The 25613-nt window shown below is 29.0% G+C and carries 25 protein-coding genes; 23 read left to right on the top strand and 2 right to left on the bottom strand.

Annotation, left to right across the window (positions count from 1 at the left end):
* Nucleotides 1-225: 225 nt before the first annotated feature.
* From ACQPUY_RS08340 to ACQPUY_RS08240, 21 genes are all read left to right on the top strand, one after another.
* On the top strand, nt 226-2307 hold the full coding sequence (locus tag ACQPUY_RS08340) for a BglG family transcription antiterminator (protein ID WP_430840691.1): 2082 nt from the start codon (nt 226-228) through the stop codon (nt 2305-2307).
* Between the two features lie 15 nt (nt 2308-2322).
* Nucleotides 2323-2610 (top strand): PTS sugar transporter subunit IIB, encoded by a 288-nt coding sequence (locus ACQPUY_RS08335; protein ID WP_430840690.1) that lies wholly within the window; start codon nt 2323-2325, stop codon nt 2608-2610.
* A gap of 27 nt (nt 2611-2637) precedes the next feature.
* On the top strand, nt 2638-3909 hold the full coding sequence (locus ACQPUY_RS08330) for a PTS ascorbate transporter subunit IIC (RefSeq protein ID WP_430840689.1): 1272 nt from the start codon (nt 2638-2640) through the stop codon (nt 3907-3909).
* Nucleotides 3910-3972: 63 nt separating this feature from the next.
* Nucleotides 3973-4572, top strand: a complete 600-nt coding sequence (locus ACQPUY_RS08325) for a KpsF/GutQ family sugar-phosphate isomerase (RefSeq protein ID WP_430840688.1) — start codon at nt 3973-3975, stop codon at nt 4570-4572.
* A gap of 4 nt (nt 4573-4576) precedes the next feature.
* Nucleotides 4577-5473 (top strand): 4-hydroxy-tetrahydrodipicolinate synthase, encoded by an 897-nt coding sequence (dapA, locus tag ACQPUY_RS08320; RefSeq protein WP_430840687.1) that lies wholly within the window; start codon nt 4577-4579, stop codon nt 5471-5473.
* Between the two features lie 67 nt (nt 5474-5540).
* The gene (locus tag ACQPUY_RS08315; RefSeq protein WP_430840686.1) at nt 5541-6173 is read left to right on the top strand and encodes a ketohydroxyglutarate aldolase; all 633 of its coding nucleotides are present in this window, start codon (nt 5541-5543) and stop codon (nt 6171-6173) included.
* A gap of 49 nt (nt 6174-6222) precedes the next feature.
* On the top strand, nt 6223-7044 hold the full coding sequence (locus ACQPUY_RS08310) for a transketolase (protein WP_430840685.1): 822 nt from the start codon (nt 6223-6225) through the stop codon (nt 7042-7044).
* A gap of 2 nt (nt 7045-7046) precedes the next feature.
* Nucleotides 7047-7967 carry a transketolase family protein gene (locus ACQPUY_RS08305; RefSeq protein ID WP_430840684.1) on the top strand — a complete coding sequence of 307 codons (921 nt, stop codon included), beginning with the start codon at nt 7047-7049 and terminating at the stop codon, nt 7965-7967.
* A gap of 21 nt (nt 7968-7988) precedes the next feature.
* Entirely contained in the window at nt 7989-9518 is a 1530-nt protein-coding gene (locus ACQPUY_RS08300; protein WP_430840683.1) for a phosphomannomutase/phosphoglucomutase, read from the top strand.
* A gap of 184 nt (nt 9519-9702) precedes the next feature.
* Entirely contained in the window at nt 9703-10095 is a 393-nt protein-coding gene (locus tag ACQPUY_RS08295) for a hypothetical protein (RefSeq protein ID WP_430840682.1), read from the top strand.
* A 144-nt stretch (nt 10096-10239) separates the two neighbouring features.
* Nucleotides 10240-11313 carry a sporulation integral membrane protein YtvI gene (ytvI, locus tag ACQPUY_RS08290; protein ID WP_430840681.1) on the top strand — a complete coding sequence of 358 codons (1074 nt, stop codon included), beginning with the start codon at nt 10240-10242 and terminating at the stop codon, nt 11311-11313.
* A 210-nt stretch (nt 11314-11523) separates the two neighbouring features.
* Nucleotides 11524-12117, top strand: a complete 594-nt coding sequence (locus ACQPUY_RS08285; protein ID WP_430840680.1) for a zinc dependent phospholipase C family protein — start codon at nt 11524-11526, stop codon at nt 12115-12117.
* Nucleotides 12118-12334: 217 nt separating this feature from the next.
* Nucleotides 12335-12694 carry an ArsR/SmtB family transcription factor gene (locus ACQPUY_RS08280; RefSeq protein ID WP_430840679.1) on the top strand — a complete coding sequence of 120 codons (360 nt, stop codon included), beginning with the start codon at nt 12335-12337 and terminating at the stop codon, nt 12692-12694.
* A 16-nt stretch (nt 12695-12710) separates the two neighbouring features.
* Entirely contained in the window at nt 12711-14948 is a 2238-nt protein-coding gene (locus ACQPUY_RS08275) for a heavy metal translocating P-type ATPase (RefSeq protein ID WP_430840678.1), read from the top strand.
* A 395-nt stretch (nt 14949-15343) separates the two neighbouring features.
* Complete coding sequence (locus ACQPUY_RS08270; RefSeq protein WP_430840677.1) at nt 15344-15985, top strand: redox-sensing transcriptional repressor Rex; 642 nt, start codon at nt 15344-15346, stop codon at nt 15983-15985.
* A 195-nt stretch (nt 15986-16180) separates the two neighbouring features.
* Nucleotides 16181-16963 carry a short-chain-enoyl-CoA hydratase gene (locus tag ACQPUY_RS08265; RefSeq protein ID WP_430840676.1) on the top strand — a complete coding sequence of 261 codons (783 nt, stop codon included), beginning with the start codon at nt 16181-16183 and terminating at the stop codon, nt 16961-16963.
* A 97-nt stretch (nt 16964-17060) separates the two neighbouring features.
* On the top strand, nt 17061-18200 hold the full coding sequence (locus ACQPUY_RS08260; protein ID WP_430840675.1) for an acyl-CoA dehydrogenase: 1140 nt from the start codon (nt 17061-17063) through the stop codon (nt 18198-18200).
* A gap of 15 nt (nt 18201-18215) precedes the next feature.
* Nucleotides 18216-18995: an electron transfer flavoprotein subunit beta gene (locus ACQPUY_RS08255; RefSeq protein ID WP_430840674.1), complete on the top strand. Its 780-nt coding sequence runs from the start codon at nt 18216-18218 to the stop codon at nt 18993-18995.
* A gap of 22 nt (nt 18996-19017) precedes the next feature.
* On the top strand, nt 19018-20022 hold the full coding sequence (locus tag ACQPUY_RS08250) for an electron transfer flavoprotein subunit alpha/FixB family protein (protein ID WP_430840673.1): 1005 nt from the start codon (nt 19018-19020) through the stop codon (nt 20020-20022).
* Between the two features lie 130 nt (nt 20023-20152).
* Nucleotides 20153-20995, top strand: a complete 843-nt coding sequence (locus tag ACQPUY_RS08245; protein WP_430840672.1) for a 3-hydroxybutyryl-CoA dehydrogenase — start codon at nt 20153-20155, stop codon at nt 20993-20995.
* 208 nt (nt 20996-21203) lie between these two features.
* Nucleotides 21204-22145: a DNA-3-methyladenine glycosylase family protein gene (locus ACQPUY_RS08240; RefSeq protein WP_430840671.1), complete on the top strand. Its 942-nt coding sequence runs from the start codon at nt 21204-21206 to the stop codon at nt 22143-22145.
* A 44-nt stretch (nt 22146-22189) separates the two neighbouring features.
* On the opposite strand, the gene ACQPUY_RS08235 is transcribed toward ACQPUY_RS08240, so the two are convergent.
* Nucleotides 22190-22414, bottom strand: coding sequence for a tyrosine-type recombinase/integrase (locus ACQPUY_RS08235; RefSeq protein ID WP_430840670.1), 225 nt, complete (start codon nt 22412-22414; stop codon nt 22190-22192).
* Nucleotides 22415-23092: 678 nt separating this feature from the next.
* Between ACQPUY_RS08235 and ACQPUY_RS08230 the strand changes: the two genes are divergently transcribed.
* Entirely contained in the window at nt 23093-23656 is a 564-nt protein-coding gene (locus tag ACQPUY_RS08230) for a hypothetical protein (protein WP_430840669.1), read from the top strand.
* Between the two features lie 171 nt (nt 23657-23827).
* Here ACQPUY_RS08230 and ACQPUY_RS08225 read toward each other — a convergent pair whose 3' ends face one another.
* Entirely contained in the window at nt 23828-23977 is a 150-nt protein-coding gene (locus ACQPUY_RS08225) for a Spo0E family sporulation regulatory protein-aspartic acid phosphatase (protein ID WP_430840668.1), read from the bottom strand.
* A gap of 522 nt (nt 23978-24499) precedes the next feature.
* On the opposite strand from ACQPUY_RS08225, the gene ACQPUY_RS08220 reads away from it, so the two are divergent.
* Nucleotides 24500-25453: an N-acetylglucosamine kinase gene (locus tag ACQPUY_RS08220; RefSeq protein WP_430840667.1), complete on the top strand. Its 954-nt coding sequence runs from the start codon at nt 24500-24502 to the stop codon at nt 25451-25453.
* Nucleotides 25454-25613: the final 160 nt, after the last annotated feature.

Raw genomic sequence — 25613 nt, 5'->3', positions numbered from 1 at the left:
GAAATTGTGATATATATGAGGATAAATTCATGGAAATTATAAAGTTTAAAAATCAATTTTTAAATTTGATTAAATATATATTCAATTTTTGTTTTAATATGGAACAAAAGTTGAACTTAAATGAAATTGAAAACGATAAACTTATGAAATAAAATAAGTATTGAGGAGGTGATTAAAAGATATAAGAAAAAATTAATCTTAATAAGAAAGTAGGGATTAATAAAAGTGGATAAAGAAATTGTATCAATTCTTCAAATTTTACTAAATAATACATTAATTACTGCAGATAGGTTACAAGAAGAATCTAACTCATCAAAAAGGCAAATTAATTATAGAATAGATAAAATTAATGACATGCTTAAAAGTAAAAATGTACCGCTTATATATCTAAAAACTGATAAGGATACTGTTGTTAGAAAAGAAACAAAGAATGCAATTAAAGAGATTCTTGAAAATAATTATTCTAAGAATACGTATTACTTTAGTAAATCAGAAAGACTTTTGTATATGTATTTAATGCTTTTTATTAACTTAGGAGATATTTCAATTAATCATTTTATAGATTCTCTAAAGGTAAGTAGATCAACTGTAAATCTTGATTTTAAGGATTTAATTCCATATCTTAGTGAAAAAGGTATTGAAGTTAAAAATAATCGTATAAATGGATATTACTTAAATGGATCTGAGATAGAAATTAGAAGAGTTCTTATCAAAAAGATTATAGAAACCTTAGCTAATGAGAATAGTTCGAGAGTACTTGATATTTTTATTGAAGAATATAAATTAGAGCAGTTTGAAGAAGCTAAAAAAGTTATATTAAAGCTTGTTGAAAAATACCAAATTACTTTTGTAGAAGATAGATTAACAGAATTTATATACATATTTATTTTTATAAAAGCTAGAATGCATTCTGATGATTTGAATAATTCAGAATGTGAAGATATTCCTAATGTTAAAGCTATGAGTTCAATGAAGGAATACATGTTTTCTAAGGAGCTATTAGAAGTATATGATAATAAAGAAAATATAAAGTCTTATAATGTAATGTATATTAGCGCTTGGATTTTAGGTATATCAGTAGGAAATTATGAAGAGGATACAGAAGATAGAGCTGCTATTTCAGAGATTGTAAATAAAATTATGAAAAAGTTTGGATATTTAAGTGGGGTTTACTATGTAAGCCAAGAAAAAATATTTAAACAAATATATGCTCATTTTAGACCAGCTTATTATAGACTTTTATTTAAATTACCTGTTTATAATCCGATTTGTGAAAAGGTAAAAGAGGAATATAGATTAGTTTACAAAATTGTAAGTAATGCAATGAAAGATTTTGGTGATTTATTTGGAGAAGAAATTCAAGATGAAGAGATATCATATTTGACAATGCATTTTGCAACTATTTTCTCTAATAAAAAAAATTTTTATGATTTTAAAAAAAGAGTTGCAGTAATAGCTTGTTCAAATGGTGTTGGAAGTTCAGCTATATTATATAAGGAACTTACAAATTTATTCTCTGATTTACATTTTCTACCTCCTATGGAATTATCAGAAGTGAAAAAGCTTAATAAAGATATAGATATTATATTTACTACAAATTATAACTCAGAGGGTTTAGAAATAGATGTACCAGTGATTAAAGTTAGTCCTGTTATGACAGCAAAAGAAAAATATAATATTACAAGAGAAGTATATATTCAATTAGGTGATATTTTTTTAAGACAACCTAAAATAGACGAGGTTATTGGAATAATAAAGAAATATGCCAAAATAACGTCAGAAAGTATGCTTTCAAGCGAATTGTTAGCGTATTTTACACAAATAGAGAATTTTAAATCTAATGAAGGAGATGGGCCTATGCTAAGTGAAATAACTAATGAAAGGTTAATAAAATTAAAGGTAAAAGCAAAAGATTGGGAAGATGCCATAAGACAATCGGCATCAGCTTTGGTTGAAGATAATAAAGTAACTAAAGAGTATGTTGATGCTATGGTTAATACAGCAAAAGAATCTGGGCCATATATTGTAATTACAAAGCATGTTGCACTTCCACATGCTAGACCAGAAGCAGGAGCAAAGGATATTTCCATAGGAATAGCTACTTTAGAAAATCCAGTTGAATTTGGAAATGACGAAAATGATCCTGTAAAGTATGTATTTTGTCTAAGTGCAATAGATAATAGCAGTCATTTAAGAGCTATGTCTGAATTGGTTGAATTATTAGAAAATGAAGAATTCTTTAGAGTTTTAGATAATGCTAAAGATCCTAAAGAAATTATTAATTTTATAAAAAAATATGAAGTATAATTGGAGGAATTAATTATGTACAAACTATTAATCGCATGTAGAGCAGGAGTTGGCTCAAGTTTAATGTTAAAAATAAAAACTCAACAAGTTATCAATGAAAATAACTTTCCAATACAAGTAGAGCATGGTTCTTTAGATTCTTTAAATGGATTTAATGGAGATGCTGTAGAAACATTAGTAGATGTTGCTGAAGAGTTAAAAGGTAAGAATTTAAAATTCGATATAATTGGAATTAATAATATTGTTGATCGTAATGAAATTAAAACAGCATTAGAAAAATTCCTTGCTTCAAAAGAAAAATAAAGTTAATTAGAATAAGGGGAAACAATTATGGATTTTATTATTAGTTTATTAAGTACTCCAGCTGTTTTACTTGGAGTAGTTGCATGTATAGGACTAATACTTCAAAAGAAGTCAGCTGTTGAAGTATTTACAGGAGCTTCAAAAACACTTATAGGTTTCTTAGTATTTGGTATTGGTGCATCTGCCATGACAGGTGCTTTACAGAATTTTAATAAATTATTCCAAGAAGGTTTTGGAATTACAGGAGTAATAGCTTCACCAGAAGCAGCAACTGCACTTGCACAAGATACATATGGATTTGCAGTTTCTTGTACATTAATTCTTGGATTTATATTAAACTTAGTTTTTGCACGTATTACAAAATTTAAGAATATCTTCTTTACAACAGGTCATAGCTTATTTTTTGCTTGTGTATTAACTTTAATTATGAAAGCACATGGATTTGATAACACAGTTACTATATTAGTAGGTGGAACTATATTAGGATTCATGTCTGCTGCATTACCTCAATTCTGTCAACCATTTATGCGTGAATTAACTGGTGGAGATGAACAAGCTATTGGTCATTTTAACATGATTGGATATGGTTTATCTGGTTATATTGGACGTTTATTTTCAAAGCATAAAGATGAAACAACAGAATCTATTAAGTTCCCTAAGTGGTTATCAATATTTAAAGATTTTTTAATGGGTTTATCAATAGTAATGTTAATCTTATTTTATGTTGCAACATTAAAGGCAGGAAGAGAGTTTACTCAAGAAATTGCTGGTTCAACACATTGGTTAGTATTCCCTCTTGTACAAGCATTTACATTTGTAGCTGGTATGTCAGTATTAATGACAGGTGTTCGTATGTTCTTAGCTGAAATAACTGCAGCCTTTGTAATTATTTCAGAAAAATATATTCCAGGTTCACGTCCAGCATTAGATGTTCCAACAGTATTTCCATATGCTCCAAATGCAGTTATTATAGGATTTATCTCAGCATATGCTGCAGGTTTATTAGCAATAGGTGTAATGGCATCATTCCCAAGTATATTCCCTGTAGTAATTATCCCAGCTGCTCATATATGTTTCTTCTCAGGTGGTACTGCAGCTGTATTCGGTAACTCTTCAGGGGGATGGAGAGGAGCTATTCTTGGATCATTTGTTGTAGGATTATTACTTGCATTCTTACCAACTATACTATATCCACTTTATGGAAGTCTTGGTATAGATGGAGCTACTTTCCCTAATATTGACTATAACGTAGTTGGAACAATATTACATCAAATTTTACAATTTATAAAACCTATTTAAGAGATATAAACATTATAAGAGTCATAAGTATGACTCTTATAATTTTAAGGAGGATGGAATATTATGGATAGCAAATTAAGTATATTTTTAGATAGCATATCTAATGAAGTAACAACATTTATTAAATCAATAGATGAAGAAGCTATAAATAAAGCTTGTGAATTAATTTTAGAATCAGAAAAGAAAAATGGTCGTGTACATGTGACAGGTATTGGTAAACCAGGACATGTATCTGGATATGTTTCTTCATTACTTTCATCTACTGGAACACCAGCATATACATTACATGGAACTGAAGCAGTTCATGGATCAAGCGGTCAAGTAGTTGAGGGAGATGTAGTTATTGCAATATCAAATAGTGGGGAAACTCAAGAGCTAAAAGCAACAGTTGAAACATTGAAGGGAAATGGAGCAAAGATAATTGGAGTTAGTGGTAATGCTGATTCGTGGTTAAGTCATGCTTCTGACGTATTCTTATTTGCAGGAGTTAAAAATGAAGGCGGTTGTCTAAACAAAGCTCCTAGAGCTTCAATTATTGCTGAGACTATAGTATTACAGGCTTTAAGTATTTCATTACAATATGCTAAAGATCTTGATTTATCTCAGTATTATAAGTGGCATCCAGGTGGAAGTCTAGGAAAGTCTATTAGAGAAGGAAGGTAATTTTGTGAAATATAAAGGACTTATATGCGCAATGATAACACCACTTGATGAAAATCAAAATATTAATCCAAAAGCAACATGTGAATTAATTGATTATTTAATTAATAAGGGTGTTTCAGGATTATTTATTTTAGGAACAAATGGCGAATGTCATGTACTAACAGATGATGAGAAAGTTGAATTTGCTAAAATTGTTGTTAAACATACCAATAATAGAGTACCAGTTTTTGTTGGAACAGGTGGGAACTCAACTCGTGAAGTAATTAATTTATCTAAAAGGATGGAGGAAATTGGAGCAAGTGCCTTATCAATTATTACACCATACTTTGTACCACCAACACAAAAGGAATTAATTGCACACTATAAAGCTATTGCTGAAGCAGTTAATTTACCAATTATGATGTATAATATGCCAGGCAAGACAGGTATTAATATTGAACCTGAATCAGTACGTGAATTGGCTAAGGTAAAGAATATTGTTGGAATTAAAGATAGCAGTGGTAAGTTAGATAATATGAAAGCTTATCTTGAAGTAACTAAAGGAGAAGATTTTAGTGTATTTTCAGGATCAGATTCACTTATTCTAGATATTTTGAAAGCTGGTGGACATGGTGCTGTTGCTGCAACAGCAAACTTCTTAGCAGGTATTGATATTGCTATTTATGATAATTTTATCAAGGGAGATTTAGAAGCAGCTCAAAAAGCACAAGATAGTATTGAAGAGCTTCGTCGTATATTAAAACTTGGAACAATTCCATCAGTTATTAAGAAAGCTGTTGTTTTAAATGGAATTGATGTTGGGCCTGCAAGATTTCCTGTGACTCAACCAACAGGTGAGGTTCTTGAGGAAATTAAAAAAGTGGTTGAAAATTACAAGAAAGAATTTAATAAGGACCTATAGGAAGATATATAAATTAATCTATAGTGTATAGTAAAAAAGCCATTTAATAAATATTGAGGTGAAGGATATGAAAAAGGTAGATATAACAAAGAAAATTGTAGACTGTGGAGCACTTGCAATTGTGAGAGCGGAAACATTTGAACGTGCATGTGAGATAGCTGATGGGTGTATAAAGGGCGGCATACCAGTTATGGAAATGAGTTATACATTGAACAGCGCTGGGGAAATGATTCAAGGTCTTAGCAATAAGTATGGAAAAGAACTTTGTGTAGGAGCTGGAACAGTTTTAGATAGTGAAACAGCTCGTCATGCAATTTTACATGGTGCTCAGTTTATTATTGCACCAACTTATAATGAAGATGTAGCAAAAGTTTGTAACAGATATCAAATTCCTTATGCTCCAGGATGTACATCATTAACTGAAGCAGTAGATGCATTAAGTTTAGGAGCTGCATTTATTAAGGCATTTCCAATATCAGATTTTTATGGTCCTAAATTAGCGAAAGTATTTAAGACACCAATACCTGATATGCCAATTTTAGCAAGTGGTGGAATTAATCTTGATAACTTACATACATGGATAGAAAATGGTGTTGATGTATGTGGATTTGGTGGATTATTAACTAATGGTAGTGTAGATGATATAGCCCAAAATGCTATGAAAATTCGTGAGATTATTATAAATACAAGAAAAAAATAAAAGTAAGAGCCATTTAAAAATGGCTCTTATTAAATAAAGGGAGGAAAAAATGTTGAATATTGAAAAACTAGAAAATATAGCTCAATCTATAAGAATAGATATAGTAGAAATGCTAGCAGAAGCAAAGTCAGGACATCCTGGTGGATCATTATCAATAGTAGATATATTAACAGTACTATATTTTGAAGAAATGAATATAAAGTCAGATGAACCTAAGTGGGAAGATAGAGATAGACTTATTTTATCAAAAGGTCATGCAGCGCCAGCATTATATTCAACTTTAGCGGAAAGAGGATATTTTTTAAAAGAGGAGCTTAAATCTTTAAGAAAATTTGGTTCAAAACTTCAAGGACATCCTGATATGAAAAAAACTTTGGGCGTAGATATGTCAACTGGATCTTTAGGACAAGGACTTTCAGTAGCTAATGGAATAGCTTTATCAGGAAAATTAGATAAAAAAAATTATAGAGTATACACAATAATAGGAGATGGAGAGCTACAAGAAGGACAAATTTGGGAAGCTGCAATGAGTACATCTCATTATAAGTTAGATAATTTAGTAGCTTTCGTAGACTTAAATGGATTGCAAATAGATGGATCTAATGAAGAAGTTATGAATGTAAATCCAGTAGATAAGAAATTTGAAGCTTTTGGATGGAATGTATTAGTTATAGATGGACATAATTTAGAAGAAATAAAGGATGCTTTAGATAAGGCTAAGGATGTTAAGGGTAAACCAACAGCAATAATAGCTAAAACTACTAAAGGAAAAGGGGTTTCCTTTATGGAAAATCAAGCTGCTTGGCATGGAACAGCACCAAATGAAGAACAAAAAATAAGAGCTTTAAATGATTTGAAAGGAGAAAAATAATAATGAATATAGCAACAAGAGAAGCTTACGGAGAAGCCTTAAAAGAATTAGCATCAAATGAAAATGTAGTAGTTTTAGATGCAGACCTTGCAAAAGCAACCAAAAGTATAGAATTTAAGAAAGTAGCACCGGAAAGATTCTTTGATATGGGAATATCAGAAGCTGATATGATAGGAACAGCAGCAGGATTAGCTACTTGTGGGAAGATTCCATTTGCAACAACTTTTGCTATGTTTGGAGCAGGAAGAGCATTTGAGCAAATAAGAAATTCAGTAGCTTATCCTAATTTAAATGTAAAAATAGCAGTAACTCATGCAGGGGTAACAGTAGGAGAAGATGGAGGAAGTCATCAAGCTATAGAAGATATATCTTTAATGAGAGGTATACCTAATATGGTAGTAATAAATCCAGCAGATGCGGTAGAGGCAAAAAAAGCAGTGCATGCAGCTGTAGAATATTACGGCCCAATGTACATAAGATTTGGAAGAGCAGCTACACCAGTAATTCATAATGAAAATTATGAATTTAAAATAGGTAAGGGTGAAGTACTAAGAGAAGGAAAAGATGTACTTATAGTAGCAACAGGAATAATGGTATCAAAATCATTAGAAGCAGCAGAAATCTTAAGTAAAGAAAATATAGAGGCAACTGTAGTAAATATATCAACTATAAAACCATTAGATGTTGATCTTATAGTAAGTTTAGCAAATAAGATAGGAAAGGTAGTTACAGCAGAAGAGCATAGCATAATAGGAGGATTAGGTTCAGCAGTTGCTGAAGTATTATCTGAACAATGTCCAACTAAACTTAAAAGAATAGGTATTAGTGATATGTTTGGTCAATCAGGAACTCCAGAAGCTTTATTGGAATATTACGGACTAACAGTTAATAAAATAGTGGAAGAAGTTAAGTCTATTTATTAGAAATTTCCAAAGGAGGTAGCCATGATTACAAATTCAAGTAATTTAGAGAATGATATAAAAGTTTCATTGAAAAATCTGAAAAGTGGTACAGATATAAGAGGAATAGCTATAGAAACAGAAGAGCATAAGATATCTCTAACTTGTGAAATTATATCATTAATTGGATATGGCTTTTCAAAATGGTTAAAAAATAAGACTAATAATAAAACTAATCTAAAAGTAGCCATAGGTATGGATTCTAGACTATCAGGTCCAAAGCTAAAAGAAACATTAAAAGAAGTTTTAACTATGGATGGAATCTTTGTATATGATTGTGGAATTAGTACGACTCCATCAATGTTTATGACAACAATTTTAGAAAAATATAGTTGTGATGGGGCTATAATGATTACAGCGAGTCATCTTCCTTATTATTATAATGGAATAAAATTTTTTACTTCACAAGGTGGATGTGAAGAAGGAGACATTGATGAAATACTAGCTTTAGCTAATATAGTAGAATATCCTATATTCTATGATATAAAAGGGAAAGTTGAAGAAGTTCAATTAATAGAAGATTACTCTTCTTTATTAGTTAACAAAGTGATAAAAGAGGTAAATAATAAAAAACCTTTAGAAGGATGTAAAATAATAGTTGATGCAGGAAATGGAGCTGGGGGATTCTTTGTAGATAAAGTTTTAAAGCCCCTTGGTGCTAATGTAGAAGGAAGTCAATTTCTTGAGCCAGATGGAACTTTTCCTAACCATATACCTAACCCAGAAAATGAAGAAGCTATGGAGTCTATAAAAAAAGCAGTATTAAATTCAAAAGCAGATTTAGGAATAATTTTTGATACTGATGTAGATAGAGCAGCAGTGGTTTCTAGAACTGGCGAGGAGATAAATAAAAATGCCCTTATAGCATTAATATCGTCTATACTTGTAAGAGAAAATAAAGGCAAGGATAAGGGTATAACAATAGTTACCGATTCTATAACTTCTACAGGCTTAACAGAGTTTATAACAAATATGAATTGTGTTCATCATAGATTTAAAAGAGGTTATAAAAATGTTATAAATGAAGCTAAGAGATTAAATGAAGAAGGAATTAATTGTCCCTTAGCAATAGAAACATCAGGACATGCAGCCTTAAGAGAAAATTTTTTCTTAGATGATGGTGCATATATTGTTGTAAAAATCCTTATAGAAATGTCAAGGTTAAAAAAAGAAAATAAAGATATAGATGATTTAATAAAGGGTTTAAGGCATGCTCTTGAAAGTTATGAGAAAAGGATAAAAATTAACTGTGATGATTTTAGAAAATATGGTGAATGTGTTATAGAAGATTTAAAAGGATATGTTTCTAAAATTGATGGATGGAGTATAGAACCTAAAAATTATGAAGGCATAAAAATAAACTGTAATAAAGAAAGCGGATGGTTTTTATTCAGATTGTCTTTACATGAACCTGTATTTGTTTTAAATATTGAAAGTGATGTTGAAGATGGAGTAAAAAGTATTCTTTCGAAGTTTAATGATTTTATTAAAAATTATAAGGATTTAGTTATATAAATTTTAACTTATATTGATATGGGGTAACATTAGGTTGTAATTTAAGTTATTTACTTAAGTTGCAGCCTTATTTTTTTACTATTTAGACCAATTATATAGAAGTACTTTTTTATGTAAACATATTCTATATAAATTATGATAAAATATATTTATAGTAGTATAAGAAATTGAGGAGGATGTGTCTTTGGGTAAAGGAATTAGCATTCAATGCAAAAAATGTGGTTATAGTGCTACATTATTTGAAGGACTAGGTAATAGAACTAAAGATTTTGAAGGTTTTAGAAAGAGACTCAATAAAAATGATAATGAATATATAGATTATATTTTAAGTAAGGGTACTACTAAAGAAATAAATTATCATGATTCCTATGGAAAATGTGATAAATGTGGAGATTTATCAACAATTAATTATATTGAAATACATTATGATGAATATAAGACATTTAATTTAAAAAATAAATGTCATGTTTGCGAAGGAAATTATATACCAGTTAATTTAGAAGAGGTTTTAAATAGCAATTGCCCTAAATGTAATAATGAAAGAATTTATAGTTTTATGTCTATGAATTGGGATTAGTTTAAATTTGAGCTGTTTGTGAGGCAGCTCAAATTTTATTTTTCATTATATTAAATTCTGAATTTTAAATAAAGATTTTGTTTATAAATTTAAATTAAATGCTTTTTGGTGTATAATCAAATAAAAAATCAAGGAGAGAAGGCTATGGGTGTTGAAAAGAAAAGAGAGTTTATAATAAATACTATATATTTATTAATAATTGGAGCAATAATATATATAACCATTAGATATGCACTAGGATGGTTTCTACCTTTTGTAGTTGGTTTTGGAATAGCATTTATATTAAAGCCATTAATTAATTTTATTACTAAAAAGCTTAAAATAAATAGAAAGGTAGTTGCAGGATTTACTGTATTAATTTTTTATGCAACTGTTGGAGCATTATTTACATTAATTATAATTAAAATATTTATTGCTCTAAAAGAAGTTTTTATTAGACTTCCAAGTATATATAGAGTTAACATAGAACCTTTAATATATCAACTAACTAATAATGTAGAAGACTTGTTAGTTAAGTTAGATCCAACATTGATTCAAGCTATTAATGAAATGATGTCTTCTTTTACAGAATCTTTATCTTCGATTATATCTAGTGTATCATCAGGTGTAGTTTCGTTTGTATCATCAGCAGTTTCATTAGTACCTAACTTTTTTATAGTTGTTATATTTTCAATTATATCATCCTTCTTTTTTGCAATGGATTATGTAAATATTACAAGTTTTATTACTAACCAATTTTCACCTAGGATGAGAAGTATTTTCTTTGATGTTAAGGATTATATAGTTGGAACCTTATTTAAATTTATTAAAGCATATTCTATTTTAATAACAATTACTTTTATAGAGTTGTCTATAGGACTATCTATATTAAAGGTTGAAAATGCAATTTCTATAGCGTTAATAATTGCATGTGTAGATATATTACCTGTCCTTGGAACAGGAGGAATAGTAATACCTTGGATATTCATAGAATTATTTATGGGAAACATAGCTCTTGGAATAGGATTGACAATACTTTACGTAGTTATAACTATAATTAGAAACATTCTTGAACCAAAGATAGTAGGAGGACAAATAGGATTACATCCTTTAATTATGTTGATATGTATGTTTGTAGGTGTAAAATTATTTGGATTTTTGGGACTTTTCGCATTACCAATTATAGTTATAATACTGAAGAACTTAAACGATAATGGAAAAATTAGAATATTTAAGTGATAGAATAAAAATGCGAGCATTTTTATAATTGATAATTGGTAATGCATAATTAAGGATAAAAATCCTAAAGGATTTTTAATAAAAGGTGCTTCCAACAAAATGAATTTAAGTTTTACGGAGTAAAACATCATTAATTATCTATTATCAATTATGCATTATCAATTTTTAATTTTGCTAAGCAAAATTAAACAAAGGAGAGGTGAGGAAGCTATGATGATGAATACTCACAAGGCTTTAGCTAATGTTTTTATAGAAAATGTAGAAGATAATAAAAGGTTTTTAATAAGCAGTGGACATTTTGTATGGGGAAACATAAAGCCAGACTCAGTATCTAAATATAAATTTAAAAAGCATTATATAGATGAGAGCTTTGATATGATAGTAAAGAAGATAGAGCTTTTATCTTCATTAACATTAGATGATATTTATATAAGATATTCAATAGGAAAGTTTAATCAGGAATTAGGAGTTATATGCCACTTTTTATGTGATTACTTCTGTGTACCACATTTTCAAAGATGGGAATTTAAAAGCCCTGGTGCTGTAAAAGATCATGTATTATATGAGAATGACTTAAATAAATATGCTAAGCTTTGCACAATAAGACAAGATATTAATACGAATTTAAAATCAGAAGATATAAGAAAATATATAGAAAATCTTCAAAAAGAATACGAAGGTAATGTTTCTTATGAGAAGGATTTAATATATGCAAGTCATATATGTAATAGTGTAATAAACTTAATTTTAGATGAAGTGATTATGAATCAAAAGTTAAAAGAGTATATTTCTATATTTGTATAGAAAAAGGCATTACATAGTTAAATTAGTAATTATGTAATGCCTTTTTTATTTTTTTTCTAGCAATGTTTTCTCTGCATAATTTTAATTAAAAAAACAACTAATAATAGTATTAATATTTTTTAATATCATTGACAGAAGTAGGAAGGCAAGCATATAATAATATTAAAGAAACATATGAACAATTATTCATATGATAAAATAAGATGGAGGAAAAGCTATGGGAGAAAATAAATTGGAAAGTTGTAATTGTACCATAATTCATAAAGATGTTGTTGAAAGAGTAAAAGGAAATTTACCTAAAGAAGAAAATTTATATGATTTAGCAGATCTTTTTAAAGCTTTTAGTGATTCGACTAGAATAAAGATATTACATGCTTTATTTCAAGAGGAGTTATGTGTATGTGATTTAGCAGCTTTATTAGACATGACTCAATCAGCAATTTCTCATCAACTTAGGGTATTAAAAGGAAATAGATTAGTTAAATTTAGAAGAGATGGAAAAGTTATATATTATTCATTAGCAGATGATCATATAAAGCACATTTTTGATGAAGGATTCAAGCATATATTGGAATAGGAGAGTGGTGATAGAGATGGATAAAAAAGAAATTAGATTAATATTATCAGGATTAACTTGTGCTAATTGTGCAAATAAAATTGAAACTAGAGTAAATAATTTAGAGGGAGTTAAAGAAGCTAATTTAAATTTTACTACTTCTACATTATTAATTGAAACAGATGGTAGTAAAGAAGAAAATGATATAATACTTGAAGCAAAAGATATTATAAATAAATTGGAACCTGAAGTTAAAATTTATAATAAAGATGAAAGAAATATTAATGTAGAAAATTTAAATAGATGTACTAGTGGAGTATGCTCAGTAGGAGAAGAGGGTGGACATAGAAATCACCATCATGAGGCACATGAAAATCATGGACATACTTCTCATGAAGGGCATAGTCATGAACATTCTCATGATCACTCACATAGTGAGCCAATTACTTTAAAAGAAAATTTAAGGTTAATAATTGGAGCTATAATTTTTGCAATAGCAATATTATTAAAAGATGATTCAGTAATTAAAGTAGCATTATTTGTAGTAAGTTATCTATTAATAGGTGGCAATGTAATCTTAACAGCAGTTAAAAATATACTAAGAGGAGAAGTTTTTGATGAAAACTTCTTAATGACTGTAGCAACTTTAGGTGCTTTCTTTATTGGTGAATATCCAGAGGGTGTAGCAGTAATGTTATTTTATGAAATAGGAGAATTATTCCAATCTTACGCTGTTAATAGATCAAGAAAATCAATAACCTCTCTTATGAATATTAGAGCAGAGTATGCAAATGTAATAAAAAATGGAAAAGAAGAAAAAGTTAATCCTGAAACTGTTAATATAGAAGAAGTAATACTTGTAAAACCTGGCGAAAGAGTTCCTTTAGATGGTGTTATTATAGATGGAAGTAGTTTTGTAGACACTTCAGCTCTTACTGGAGAATCAGTCCCTAGGGAAGTATCAAAAGGAGAAGATATTTTAGCTGGATTTATAAATACTAATGGTGTTTTGAAAATTAAGGTAACTAAAAACTTTAAGGAGTCAACGGTATCTAGAATATTAGAATTAGTAGAAAATGCTTCTAATAAGAAGGCTCCAACAGAAAAGTTTATAACTAAATTTGCAAGATATTATACTCCTATAGTTGTATTTTCAGCAATTGCTTTAGCAGTAATCCCTCCTTTAGTATTAAGAGATGGAAGTTTTTATGAATGGTTATCTAGAGCGTTAATTTTCTTAGTAGTGTCTTGTCCATGTGCCTTAGTAGTATCTATTCCTCTTGGATTATTTGCAGGAATAGGTGGTGCATCTAAAAAGGGTATATTAGTTAAGGGTGGAAATTATTTAGAAGCATTAAAAGATATAAATACAGTAGTTTTTGATAAAACAGGAACTTTAACTAAGGGTGTATTTAGAGTAACAGAAGTTAATAATGTAAATATAGATAAAGAAGAATTAGTTAGAGTAGCAGCGATTACAGAAAGTCTATCAAATCACCCAATTGCTCAATCTATAATTAAGGAATATGGTAATGAAGTAGATTCAAAAGAATTAAGTGATTATGAAGAAATTTCAGGGCATGGAATTAAAGCTTCATTAGAAGGTTCAAAAGTGTTAGTTGGAAACTATAAGTTAATGGAAGAGTTTAATATAAACTATAATAAGATAACTTCTATTGGAACTATAGTTCATGTGGCAATAAATAATGAATATAAGGGTAATATAGTAATTTCAGATGAAATTAAAGAAGGTTCAAAAAATGCTATAGAAGGATTAAAGAGTGTTGGCGTTACACAAACTGTTATGTTAACAGGTGATAATAAGAATGTTGCAGAAAAGGTAGCAAGCTTAGTTGGGGTAGATAAAGTATATTCCGAATTATTACCAGGAGATAAGGTTGAAAAAGTAGAAGAAATAATTAAAAATAATAAATCAGAGGGAAAAGTTATATTTGTTGGAGATGGAATAAATGATGCACCAGTATTAGCAAGAGCAGACATTGGAGTTGCTATGGGTGGTATAGGATCAGATGCAGCAATTGAAGCAGCCGATGTAGTTTTAATGAAGGATAATCCAGAGGCATTAGTTACTGCAATAAAAGTAGCAAGAAAAACTAATAAGATATTATGGCAAAATATAATATTTTCGTTAGGAATAAAAGTTTTAGTACTACTTCTAGGTGCTTTTGGTATAGCAACTATGTGGCAAGCAGTATTTGCAGATGTTGGAGTAACTATAATTGCTGTTATTAATTCTACAAGATGCCTAAAATAATTTCTAATATTATTTTTATTGACAAATTTCATCATTTTAAATATAATTATTTGAGTTGAGAACATTCAGGCATAAGGGAAGCATACAAGATCATTATCTTGTTGACAAAGCAATAGCTTTGTGTAATTAAGACTTATGTATAACGGATCTGCTACGTTATACATAAGTCTAATTTTTTATTAAATTATAGATAATATTTTAATTTAAATAAAATTATTGAAATAGTGGAATGATATAATATTGAAAGAATTAAATATTTTAAGAAATAATATAAGTACTTTGTTAAATACATAACTTAAATTGTTTTAAAATTGCAAAAAGAATGGTAAAATAATAATATGTATAAGAATAAATTTTATTAATATAAAATAGAAAAAAATTAGGAGAAAAATTTTATGGAGAAGAAAAAGAATATTTCAATGGCCGTAATCAAGAGATTGCCAAAGTATCATAGATATTTACAAGAACTATTAAAAAATGATGTTGATAGAATATCTTCAAAAGAACTAGGAGAAAAAATAGGTTTTACAGCATCACAAATAAGACAAGATTTAAATTGTTTTGGAGATTTTGGACAGCAAGGATATGGATATAATGTTAAAGACCTTTATAATCAAATAAGTTTAATTTTAGGACTGAATAGAGAATATAAGGGGATAATTATTGGAGCGGGTAATATAGGTCAAGCAATTGCAAATTATAGTAGATTTTCACAATCAGGTTTAAATCTTGAAGCTATATTTGATGCAAATCCAAAATTAATTGGAATGAGAATTAGAGATATTGAAATTAAAGATATTGATGTATTAAATAAATATCTTGTAGAAAATGTAGTAGATATAGGAATAATATGTGTACCAAGAATAAATGCACAAAAAGTTTGTGATACTTTAGTAGAAAATGGAGTTACAGGTATATGGAATTTTGCACCAGTTGATTTATCTGTTCCAGAAGGTGTTACTGTAGAAAATGTACATTTATCAGAGAGTTTATTAACATTAATTTACTTATTACATGATAAAGATGAAAGTAAGTAAGCAGATTGAAGAACTGGTTTTATTTAGAAATAGTTATTGCAAATGAAAATTTAAGAGTTTATAATAATAATTGAAGCATGTGCTTCAATTATTTTTTAGTGCAATTGTTATAAGATTAACAATTGCCTTGTGGTTAAATGCATATTAAAGATGTAGATAATCAGTATAATTAGGGTTAAAAGGGAGGACTTTATCATGGAATTAAAAAATATAATCCTTGAAAAAGAAGGACACTTAGCTATTGTTACTATCAATAGACCTAAAGCATTAAATGCATTAAATTCAGACACATTAAAAGACTTAGATACAGTATTAGATGATTTAGAAAAAGATAACAACATCTATGCCGTAATTTTAACAGGAGCTGGAGAAAAAGCATTTGTTGCAGGTGCTGATATTTCTGAAATGAAAGATTTATCAGAAGATGAAGGAAGAAATTTTGGTCTTTTGGGAAACGGAGTTTTCAGAAGATTAGAAAAATTAGAGAAGCCTGTTATTGCAGCAGTGTCAGGATTTGCACTTGGGGGTGGCTGTGAGTTAGCTATGTCTTGTGACATTAGAATAGCTTCAGAGAAGGCTAAGTTTGCTCAACCAGAAGCAGGACTTGGAATAACACCTGGTTTTGGCGGAACTCAAAGATTACCTAGATTAGTTGGAGAGGGTAAGGCAAAAGAGCTTATTTATACTTGCGCAATTATAAAGGCTGATGAAGCTTTAAGAATTGGATTAGTAAATAAAGTAGTACCTTTAGAGAATTTAATGGATGAAGCTAAGACAATGGCTAATGCAATAATAGCTAATGCTCCAATAGCAGTTAAACTATGTAAAGATGCTATAAATAGGGGAATGCAAGTAGATATAGATAAGGCTATTGAAATTGAAGCAACTGATTTTGGAAAATGCTTTGCAACTGAAGATCAAAAAGAGGGTATGACAGCTTTTATAGAAAAAAGAAATAAAAATTTTTCTAATAAATAGTCTGAAAAAATAAAATATATAAAATAATTATAAAATTTAAAATTTGAAATTTAATTAAATTTCAAGATAAGGGTGCAATATCGAGGAGGTATAATTAATGAATTTTCAATTAACTAGAGAACAAGAATTAGTAAAAAAAATGGTTAGAGAATTCGCTGTAAATGAAGTTAAACCAATAGCCGCTGAAATTGATGAAACAGAAAGATTTCCTATGGAAAACGTTGAAAAGATGGCTAAGCTTGGAATGCTAGGAATTCCATTTTCAAAGGAATATGGTGGAGCTGGTGGAGATACTCTTTCATATATAATAGCAGTAGAAGAATTATCAAAAGTATGTGCAACTACAGGGGTTATAGTTTCCGCTCATACTTCACTTTGTGCTTCTTTAATAGAACAATTTGGAACTAAGCAGCAAAAAGAAAAGTATTTACCAGAATTAGCAACTGGTAGAAAGTTAGGTGCTTTCGGCTTAACTGAGCCAGGTGCTGGTACAGATGCTGCAGGACAACAAACTGTTGCTATTCTTGATGGAGATAATTATATATTAAACGGATCAAAGATATTTATCACTAACGGTGGAGTTGCTGATATATTTGTTATATTTGCAATGACAGATAAGAGTAAAGGAACAAAAGGTATTTCTGCATTTATAGTTGAAAAGAATTTTGAAGGCTTCTCAGTTGGAAAAAAGGAAGACAAGCTTGGTATTAGAGGATCTTCAACTACAGAATTAGTAATGAGTAACTGTATAGTTCCTAAAGAAAACTTAGTTGGACAAGAAGGAAAAGGCTTTGGAATTGCCATGAAGACTCTAGATGGAGGAAGAATTGGTATAGCATCTCAAGCTTTAGGAATAGCAGAAGGAGCTTTTGAAGAAGCTGTTAACTACATGAAGGAAAGAAAACAATTCGGAAGACCATTATCTGCATTCCAAGGATTACAATGGATGATTGCTGAAATGGATACAAAAATTGAAGCTGCTAGACATTTAGTTTATAAAGCTGCTTGGTTAAAAGATAATAAGCTTCCATATTCAGTAGATGCAGCAAGAGCTAAGCTTTACGCAGCAGAAGTAGCAATGGATGTTACTACTAAAGCTGTTCAAATCTTTGGTGGATATGGATATACTAAAGAATATCCAGTTGAAAGAATGATGAGAGATGCTAAGATCACTGAAATATATGAAGGAACTTCTGAAGTTCAAAAGATGGTTATTTCAGGAAGCGCTTTAAGATAAGGGGAGGATTTATAAATGAATATAGTAGTTTGTTTAAAACAAGTTCCAGATACAGCAGCTGTTAAGATTGATCCAAAAACAGGAACACTTATAAGAGATGGTGTACCATCAATAATAAATCCAGAAGATAAAAATGCATTAGAAGCTGCATTAACTATAAAAGATAATGTAGGAGGAAAGGTTACAGTTATAAGCATGGGACCTCCACAAGCACAAAATGCTTTAAGAGAAGCTTTATGTATGGGTGCTGATGAAGCAATACTTATAACAGATAGAGCTTTTGCTGGAGCTGATACATTAGCAACTTCTAAAACTTTAGCAGGTGCTTTAAAAAAATTAGAATATGATATAGTATTTGCTGGAAGACAGGCTATCGATGGAGATACAGCTCAAGTTGGACCAGAGATTGCAGAACATTTAAATATACCTCAAGTAACATATGTACAAGATGTAAAGGTAGAAGAGAATGGTTTATTAATAAATAGAGCATTAGAAGATGGATATGAATTAATTAAGGTTAAGGCTCCAGTTCTTTTGACAGCTATAAAAGAATTAAATGAACCAAGATACATGAATGTTAGATATATATTTGAAACAGCAAACAAAGAAATTCAAATATGGTCAGCGGACGATATTGAAGTAAATAAAGAAGATTTAGGACTTAAGGGTTCTCCAACAAAGGTTAAGAAAACAATGACTAAAGAAACTAAGGGAGCTGGTGAATTAATAAATGAAGCTCCTAAGGAAGCTGTAAAATATGTATTAGGAAAATTAAAGGAAAAGCACTACATCTAAGATATATGGGAGGTAATTAAAGATGAGTATGGCAGATTACAAAGGTGTTTGGGTATTTGCTGAGCAAAGAGAAGGAGAACTTCAAAAGGTTTCTCTTGAATTACTTGGTGAAGGTAGAAAGATTGCAGATAAATTAGGCGTAAAATTAACAGCATTATTATTAGGTAATAATGTAAAAGCTTTAGCTGATACATTAGGAAGACATGGAGCAGATGAGGTTTTAGTAGCTGAAAGCAGTTTATTACAACACTACACCACTGATGGATATACTAAGGTAATATGCAATTTAGCAAATGATAAAAAACCTGGTATAATATTAATAGGTGCAACATTTATTGGAAGAGACTTAGGTCCAAGAGTAGCAGCAAGATTAACTACAGGATTAACTGCTGACTGTACAGTTTTAGATGTTGATGTAGAAAAAGCAGACTTACTTGCTACAAGACCAGCATTTGGTGGAAACTTAATGGCAACAATTGCTTGCCCGGATCATAGACCACAGATGGCAACAGTAAGACCAGGAGTATTCTCTAAACTTCCAGATGAAGAAAGAAACTTCACAGTTGAAGAGGTAGAAGTTAAATTAGAAGATTCAGATATAAGAACCAAAATAGTTGAAATAGTAAAAGAAACAAAGGAAATAGTAGACATAAGTGAAGCAAACTTCATAGTATCAGGTGGTAGAGGAGTTGGCTCAAAAGAAAATTTTGCAATTTTAGAGGAACTAGCAGAAGCTTTAGGTGGAACAGTAGCAGGATCAAGAGCAGCTGTCGAAAATGGATGGATAGAAAGAGATTATCAAGTTGGACAAACTGGTAAGACAGTAAGACCTACTATTTATATAGCATGTGGTATATCAGGAGCTATTCAACACGTAGCTGGTATGCAAGAATCAGATATGATAATAGCTATTAATAAGGATTCAGCAGCTCCAATAATGAAAACTGCAGATTATGCAATAGTTGGTGATTTACTAAAAGTTGTACCAGAAATGACAGCTCAAGTAAAGGAACTAAAAGAAAACTAATAACAATTGATAATGGATAATGCATAATGGATAATTTGGGAAATAACTCAGACAAGCTGAGTTATGAAATTAAGATAATTAACAATTATCAATTACCAATTATGCATTGAAAAATAGGAGGGTTTTGAAAATGGAAAAGATTTTTGTAATTGGCGCTGGTACTATGGGCGCTGGAATAGTTCAAGCTTTTGCACAAAAAGGTTATGAAGTAATAGTAAGAGATATAAAGGATGAATTTGTTGAAAGAGGAATTAATGGAATCAACAAAGGTTTATCTAAATTAGTTTCTAAAGGAAAGATTACTGAAGAAGATAAGGAAGCTATCCTTTCTAGAATTAGTGGAACTACAGATTTAGCACTTGCTGAAGATTGTGATTTAGTAATAGAAGCAGCTGTAGAGAATATGGAAATTAAGAAGAGTATATTTGCTGAATTAGATGGAATTTGTAAAGAATCTACTATTTTAGCATCTAATACATCATCTTTATCAATAACAGAAGTTGCATCAGCAACAAAGAGACCAGATAAGGTAATAGGAATGCACTTCTTCAACCCAGCTCCAGTAATGAAGCTAGTTGAAATAATTAGAGGAATGGCAACATCTCAAGAAACTTTTGATGCAGTAAAAGAAGTTTCAGTTGCTATTGGTAAGGAACCAGTAGAAGTTGCAGAAGCTCCTGGATTTGTAGTTAATAGAATACTTATCCCAATGATTAATGAAGCTTCATTCATTCTTCAAGAAGGAATAGCATCAGTTGAAGATATAGATACTTCAATGAGATATGGTGCAAATCATCCAATGGGACCTTTAGCATTAGGAGATCTTATAGGATTAGATGTTTGCTTAGCTATTATGGATGTTTTATATAATGAAACTGGAGATAGCAAGTACAGAGCAAGTAATCTTTTAAGAAAATATGTTAGAGCTGGATACCTTGGAAGAAAAACTGGAAGAGGTTTTTACACTTACTAAAATTAAGATATATATTACAAAGAGAGGCTGTTGCAGTAAAGGGCAAAAGCCTCTCTTTGCTTTTATTCTTAAGGAAATTGGAACTTTCAAAGGATCAATAAATATGGATATTTTATACTATTGTGATATAATTAATCTCAGGTAATTAAGGAATAGTTTGTTAAAAATTAGGGGATAAATAATATATTACATAATACGAGGTGAAAAAATGGATTTTAAAAATATTAAGTTTCAAGAAGACAAAGTTATTATTGAAGGTGTAAAAAACTTTAACATTAAACAAATATTAGAGTGTGGCCAATGTTTTAGATGGGATAAAATAACTGATGAGAACTATATAGTAGTAGCTTTTGGAAGAGTAATAGAGATTATTCAAAATAATGATGAAGTAATAATTTATAACTCTAATGAAGAAGATTTTAATAATATTTGGTTAAAATATTTTGACTTAGAAAGAAGTTATGATGATATTAAAAATGAATTAGCTAAGGATGAAATTTTAAGAAAAAGTGTAGAGTTTGGATATGGTATAAGAATTTTAAATCAGGATCCTTTTGAAATGCTAATAAGCTTTATTATTTCTGCTAGAAATAGTATTCCTTCAATAAAGAAGACTGTTAAAAAGATATGTGAAAATTGGGGAGAAAAAATAGAGTATAAAGGGGAAGAATATTATACATTCCCAACTCCAAAAGCAATTAAAGATGCCAGCTTAGAAGAGATTCAGTCGACAGGAGCATCCTTTAGGAGTAAATACATAGTAGATACTATTAAAAAGGTAAATGAAGCAATTGAAGTAAAAGAAGATGTTATGATTAATCCAGATAAATATGAAGAAAGACCAGAAATATTGGACTTTGATTTAGAATATATAAGTAGTTTAAATGATGATGAATGTCATATTGCTCTTCAAAAATTCATGGGAGTTGGAGCAAAGGTTGCAGATTGTATAATGCTATTTTCAATGGCTAAACATTCTTCCTTCCCTGTAGATGTTTGGGTTAAAAGAGCGATGATACATTTCTATGTAGCTCCAGATGTATCATTAAATAAGATGAGAGTCTTTGCAAGAGATAAGTTTGGTGCTTTATCAGGAATGGCACAGCAATATCTTTTCTATTATGCAAGAGAAAACAAAATAGAAGTTTAAAATCTAAGGAATATCAAGGATTGAGAAGATAAAAAACTTATTCGTCAAAAATAAATTTTAAAAATTTTAGCTAACACATTAGTAGCATTGTTAAGCATGTCATCAGTAACATGAGAATAAGTTTTCATTGTTTGTTCAATATCATGCACCATAAGTTTAGCGACAGTTTTGAAATCAAACACACGAGAAATTAAAGTTGTTGCATAAGTATGCCTAAATTCATGTATGGACAAATTATATCCGAGTTTCTTTGTATAATTTCTTAACATAGAAGTTAATCCAGAAATACATTTATAAACTATAACTCTATTACTTATATCAATAGAGTTATAGTTTTTTTATTCAATTAATAGTTTTTTCACATATGGAGGAAGAGGGGTAGTTCTATAAAAGTTAGCTAATTTTAATTCTCCCAATCCTACTATATCTTCATCTATGCTTTTCCATTGAACATCTATAGTTATAGTGTTGTTTTCAAAATCAATCTTATTACATTTACTTTTGGTTCAATTTACCACTTGATTTACAGTTTACTGCATATTTACAGAGTTTGTGTTTTTATCTATAGCTTATATTGTAATAATACATATAATAATTAATTTCTTTAACTAACTCTTCAAATATTTAATAGTTTTTTATATTAGATTTATCCTTTAAATGCACAAAAAATGATTCCTGCAGGATATTGTCACAGTAGTTTCCATTCCTAAATATAGATTGTCTAAATTTACTTTTCTTAACTTCTTTTAATAGATAAGTTATATTAATTAGTAATACCTTTCTAGGAGTTTCTTGTTTAAACTTCATCATGTCTAATATATATATACATTTTATTATTTACTACCTTTTTTATTTTATCAAACAATATTTATAGGTTTTAATAAATAATTTACATAAAAGTAAAAATAAAGTAAAATATAATTAATATTATTATAGGGGGAGAGAGAATGAAAAAAAGTATTAAATATTTAATTTTTATTTTACTAGCATGCTTTATTTTTATATTAAATCCTTTTAACAAAAAAACGGTAACTATGAATGATGAGAGACTTGATTTTGTTAAAGAACAAATTACTTTACTATCAGATTCCTTAGAGGAATCAAATTGGAACGACTCATCTGAAATATACAATGTTATTCATTTATATGATTTAGATGATAATATTAATGGATATATATATGAGATCAGAACAAATGATAGAGATACAGGTTTTATACAGATCGATATATCTACAGGTGATAATGTTGTATCTAGTTTTTCTTTCGATGGAAATCATGCAATTAATAGTATGATTTCACAAAGTGAAAAAATATCAAATCATAATTTAGAAAAGACAGATAAGATTATTCATATAGGAGGTTATAATTATTTAATTGAAAGTAAGGATACTAAACAAAATGTTAGAAACTTATTTGATTTAAGCACAGGTGGAAAAGTTACAGAATCTTTAGATATATTAAAAAATAAATATAACGAACAAATAGATAAACAGGAAATATATTATAAATAAATTGAAAGTTAGTATTAAAGTTATTGCTTAAGCAAATATGATTCTAATGAAGTTAATTTAGTTTTGCCTTAGAAGCACCTAGAGTAATCTAGGTGATTTCTAATATTATTTTTAATTGGCATCTAGAATATCTTTATGTATTACAGTTAACTTGCATATAGAAAATATTTCTTATTCAATTTGTTTTTTTAACATTTTCTTTTGTATCTCATTAATCTCCTTATCAAGTTGTCTACTTAACTCTAAAACCTCATTTGAAAGTCCTTTTGATTCATAAAGCTTTTCAAGTTCGCATCTAATTTGATTAATTTTAGAATACATAAAATCCCCCTTTCAAATGTAAATTATACAAAAAAAATACATTGAAAATCAAGAAAAAAAAGTTAAAAAATGTATAGAAAATATTGACTACAAATATATATATAAATACAATTAAATTGTAATACTTGCTAATAAACCCATTAAACCACAAACCCTACATAAAACATAATTATTATTAAGTATTATGTTAAAACCCACATAAAATAAAAAAATAACACCTAATTTTCGCTCTGTTAGGTGTTATTTTTATTTTTTAATAAAATGTTTTAAAAACTATTTATTAGTTTAAGCATTATTTTTAATAATGTTTCTTAAAAAATATATTTGAAAGAGAGAATAAAATAGAGACTGAAAATTAGCAATATAATGATATTGGAAAAGATTTGTTATATATATATAATAAAATTAGTGGCTTTTAAAATAAGTATATTAGAAATAATCATAGTTTAATTGAAGTAATAAATGTTATAACACATAAAATATGCCCAGATTATAAATATAAAAGTCTAGGGGGGAAGAAACATGTATTATTTAGGTATTGATGGAGGCGGAACTAAGACAAAATACTTGCTAGTTGATAAAAATTTAAAAAAAGTAGCAGAAAGAGAAGGGTCAACTATTCATATTCATCAAGTTGGAGTTGAAGGAATTAAGAGTCAATTAACTGAAAATATTGCGGAAATATGTGAGGAAGCTAACATTGAAATCAAAGATATAGCCTATGCTTTTGCAGGAGTGCCAGGTTATGGTGAGAGTTTAGATGATATGGAAAAAATAGATAAAGCTATAAAAGAGGTAATGCAAGTACCGTATTCAATAGATAATGATGCGGTTAATGGATGGGCTGCTGGAACAGCTTGTAGACCAGGTGTTAACATAGTTGCAGGTACTGGAAGTATAGCTTATGGAAGAAATGCAGAAGGAAAATTAGCTAGATGCGGTGGCTTTGGTCCTGGAATAGGTGATGATGGAAGTGCCTATTGGATTTCTTTAAAAACTATTAATGAGTATACTAAACAAAAGGATGGAAGAAAAGAAAAAACAGTTCTAGTAGATATATTAGAAAAAGAATATGGAATTACTTATAAATACGAAATAGTAGACATAGTATTTAATAGATTGAACTTTAATAGAACAGATTTAGCAAAATTTTCAACTATATGTTTTTTAGCAGCAGAGGCAGGATGTCCAGCATGTAAAGAAATATTTAGAGAAGCAGCAAGAGCAATATTTGAACATATAAAAGCTATATCCAGTGAATTAAATTTTACAGAAGAATTTATAGTATCATATACTGGAGGGGTTTTTAAAGCAGGTAAATATGTTTTAGAACCATTAAAAGAAATGATAAATGAATCAGGATTAAATTGTTACTTACAAGAACCACAATTGGATCCATGGAATGGTGCAGTGTTACTAGCTTATACACTAGCTGGAAATGTTGTTCCAGATAATTTTAAAGAAATACTAATATAATATAAATAGGCTATTGTATATAAGAAATACAATAGCCTATTTTTGACTACAAACAAGTAATGATGTAATTATCATAAATATATTAATATTTTTTGCTTACTGTACAAATAAAATAGTGGATAATTATCGATAATTAGTATAAATAGAAAAAATAAAAATA

The organism is Clostridium nigeriense, from assembly GCF_050585245.1.
Taxonomy (GTDB): domain Bacteria; phylum Bacillota; class Clostridia; order Clostridiales; family Clostridiaceae; genus Clostridium; species Clostridium nigeriense_A.
Note: the sequence above shows the minus strand (reverse complement) of the source record. Positions and strands in the feature narration are given on the sequence as shown.

Coding starts and splice junctions, on each gene's coding strand:
- ACQPUY_RS08335 (WP_430840690.1), top strand. CDS start 2,323: ATGTACAAACTATTAATCGCATGTAGAGCAGGAGTTGGCTCAAGTTTA.
- ACQPUY_RS08330 (WP_430840689.1), top strand. CDS start 2,638: ATGGATTTTATTATTAGTTTATTAAGTACTCCAGCTGTTTTACTTGGA.
- ACQPUY_RS08325 (WP_430840688.1), top strand. CDS start 3,973: ATGGATAGCAAATTAAGTATATTTTTAGATAGCATATCTAATGAAGTA.
- ACQPUY_RS08315 (WP_430840686.1), top strand. CDS start 5,541: ATGAAAAAGGTAGATATAACAAAGAAAATTGTAGACTGTGGAGCACTT.
- ACQPUY_RS08310 (WP_430840685.1), top strand. CDS start 6,223: ATGTTGAATATTGAAAAACTAGAAAATATAGCTCAATCTATAAGAATA.
- ACQPUY_RS08305 (WP_430840684.1), top strand. CDS start 7,047: ATGAATATAGCAACAAGAGAAGCTTACGGAGAAGCCTTAAAAGAATTA.
- ACQPUY_RS08300 (WP_430840683.1), top strand. CDS start 7,989: ATGATTACAAATTCAAGTAATTTAGAGAATGATATAAAAGTTTCATTG.
- ytvI (WP_430840681.1), top strand. CDS start 10,240: ATGGGTGTTGAAAAGAAAAGAGAGTTTATAATAAATACTATATATTTA.
- ACQPUY_RS08285 (WP_430840680.1), top strand. CDS start 11,524: ATGATGATGAATACTCACAAGGCTTTAGCTAATGTTTTTATAGAAAAT.
- ACQPUY_RS08280 (WP_430840679.1), top strand. CDS start 12,335: ATGGGAGAAAATAAATTGGAAAGTTGTAATTGTACCATAATTCATAAA.
- ACQPUY_RS08275 (WP_430840678.1), top strand. CDS start 12,711: ATGGATAAAAAAGAAATTAGATTAATATTATCAGGATTAACTTGTGCT.
- ACQPUY_RS08270 (WP_430840677.1), top strand. CDS start 15,344: ATGGAGAAGAAAAAGAATATTTCAATGGCCGTAATCAAGAGATTGCCA.
- ACQPUY_RS08265 (WP_430840676.1), top strand. CDS start 16,181: ATGGAATTAAAAAATATAATCCTTGAAAAAGAAGGACACTTAGCTATT.
- ACQPUY_RS08260 (WP_430840675.1), top strand. CDS start 17,061: ATGAATTTTCAATTAACTAGAGAACAAGAATTAGTAAAAAAAATGGTT.
- ACQPUY_RS08255 (WP_430840674.1), top strand. CDS start 18,216: ATGAATATAGTAGTTTGTTTAAAACAAGTTCCAGATACAGCAGCTGTT.
- ACQPUY_RS08250 (WP_430840673.1), top strand. CDS start 19,018: ATGAGTATGGCAGATTACAAAGGTGTTTGGGTATTTGCTGAGCAAAGA.
- ACQPUY_RS08245 (WP_430840672.1), top strand. CDS start 20,153: ATGGAAAAGATTTTTGTAATTGGCGCTGGTACTATGGGCGCTGGAATA.
- ACQPUY_RS08240 (WP_430840671.1), top strand. CDS start 21,204: ATGGATTTTAAAAATATTAAGTTTCAAGAAGACAAAGTTATTATTGAA.
- ACQPUY_RS08235 (WP_430840670.1), bottom strand. CDS start 22,414: ATGTTAAGAAATTATACAAAGAAACTCGGATATAATTTGTCCATACAT.
- ACQPUY_RS08230 (WP_430840669.1), top strand. CDS start 23,093: ATGAAAAAAAGTATTAAATATTTAATTTTTATTTTACTAGCATGCTTT.
- ACQPUY_RS08225 (WP_430840668.1), bottom strand. CDS start 23,977: ATGTATTCTAAAATTAATCAAATTAGATGCGAACTTGAAAAGCTTTAT.
- ACQPUY_RS08220 (WP_430840667.1), top strand. CDS start 24,500: ATGTATTATTTAGGTATTGATGGAGGCGGAACTAAGACAAAATACTTG.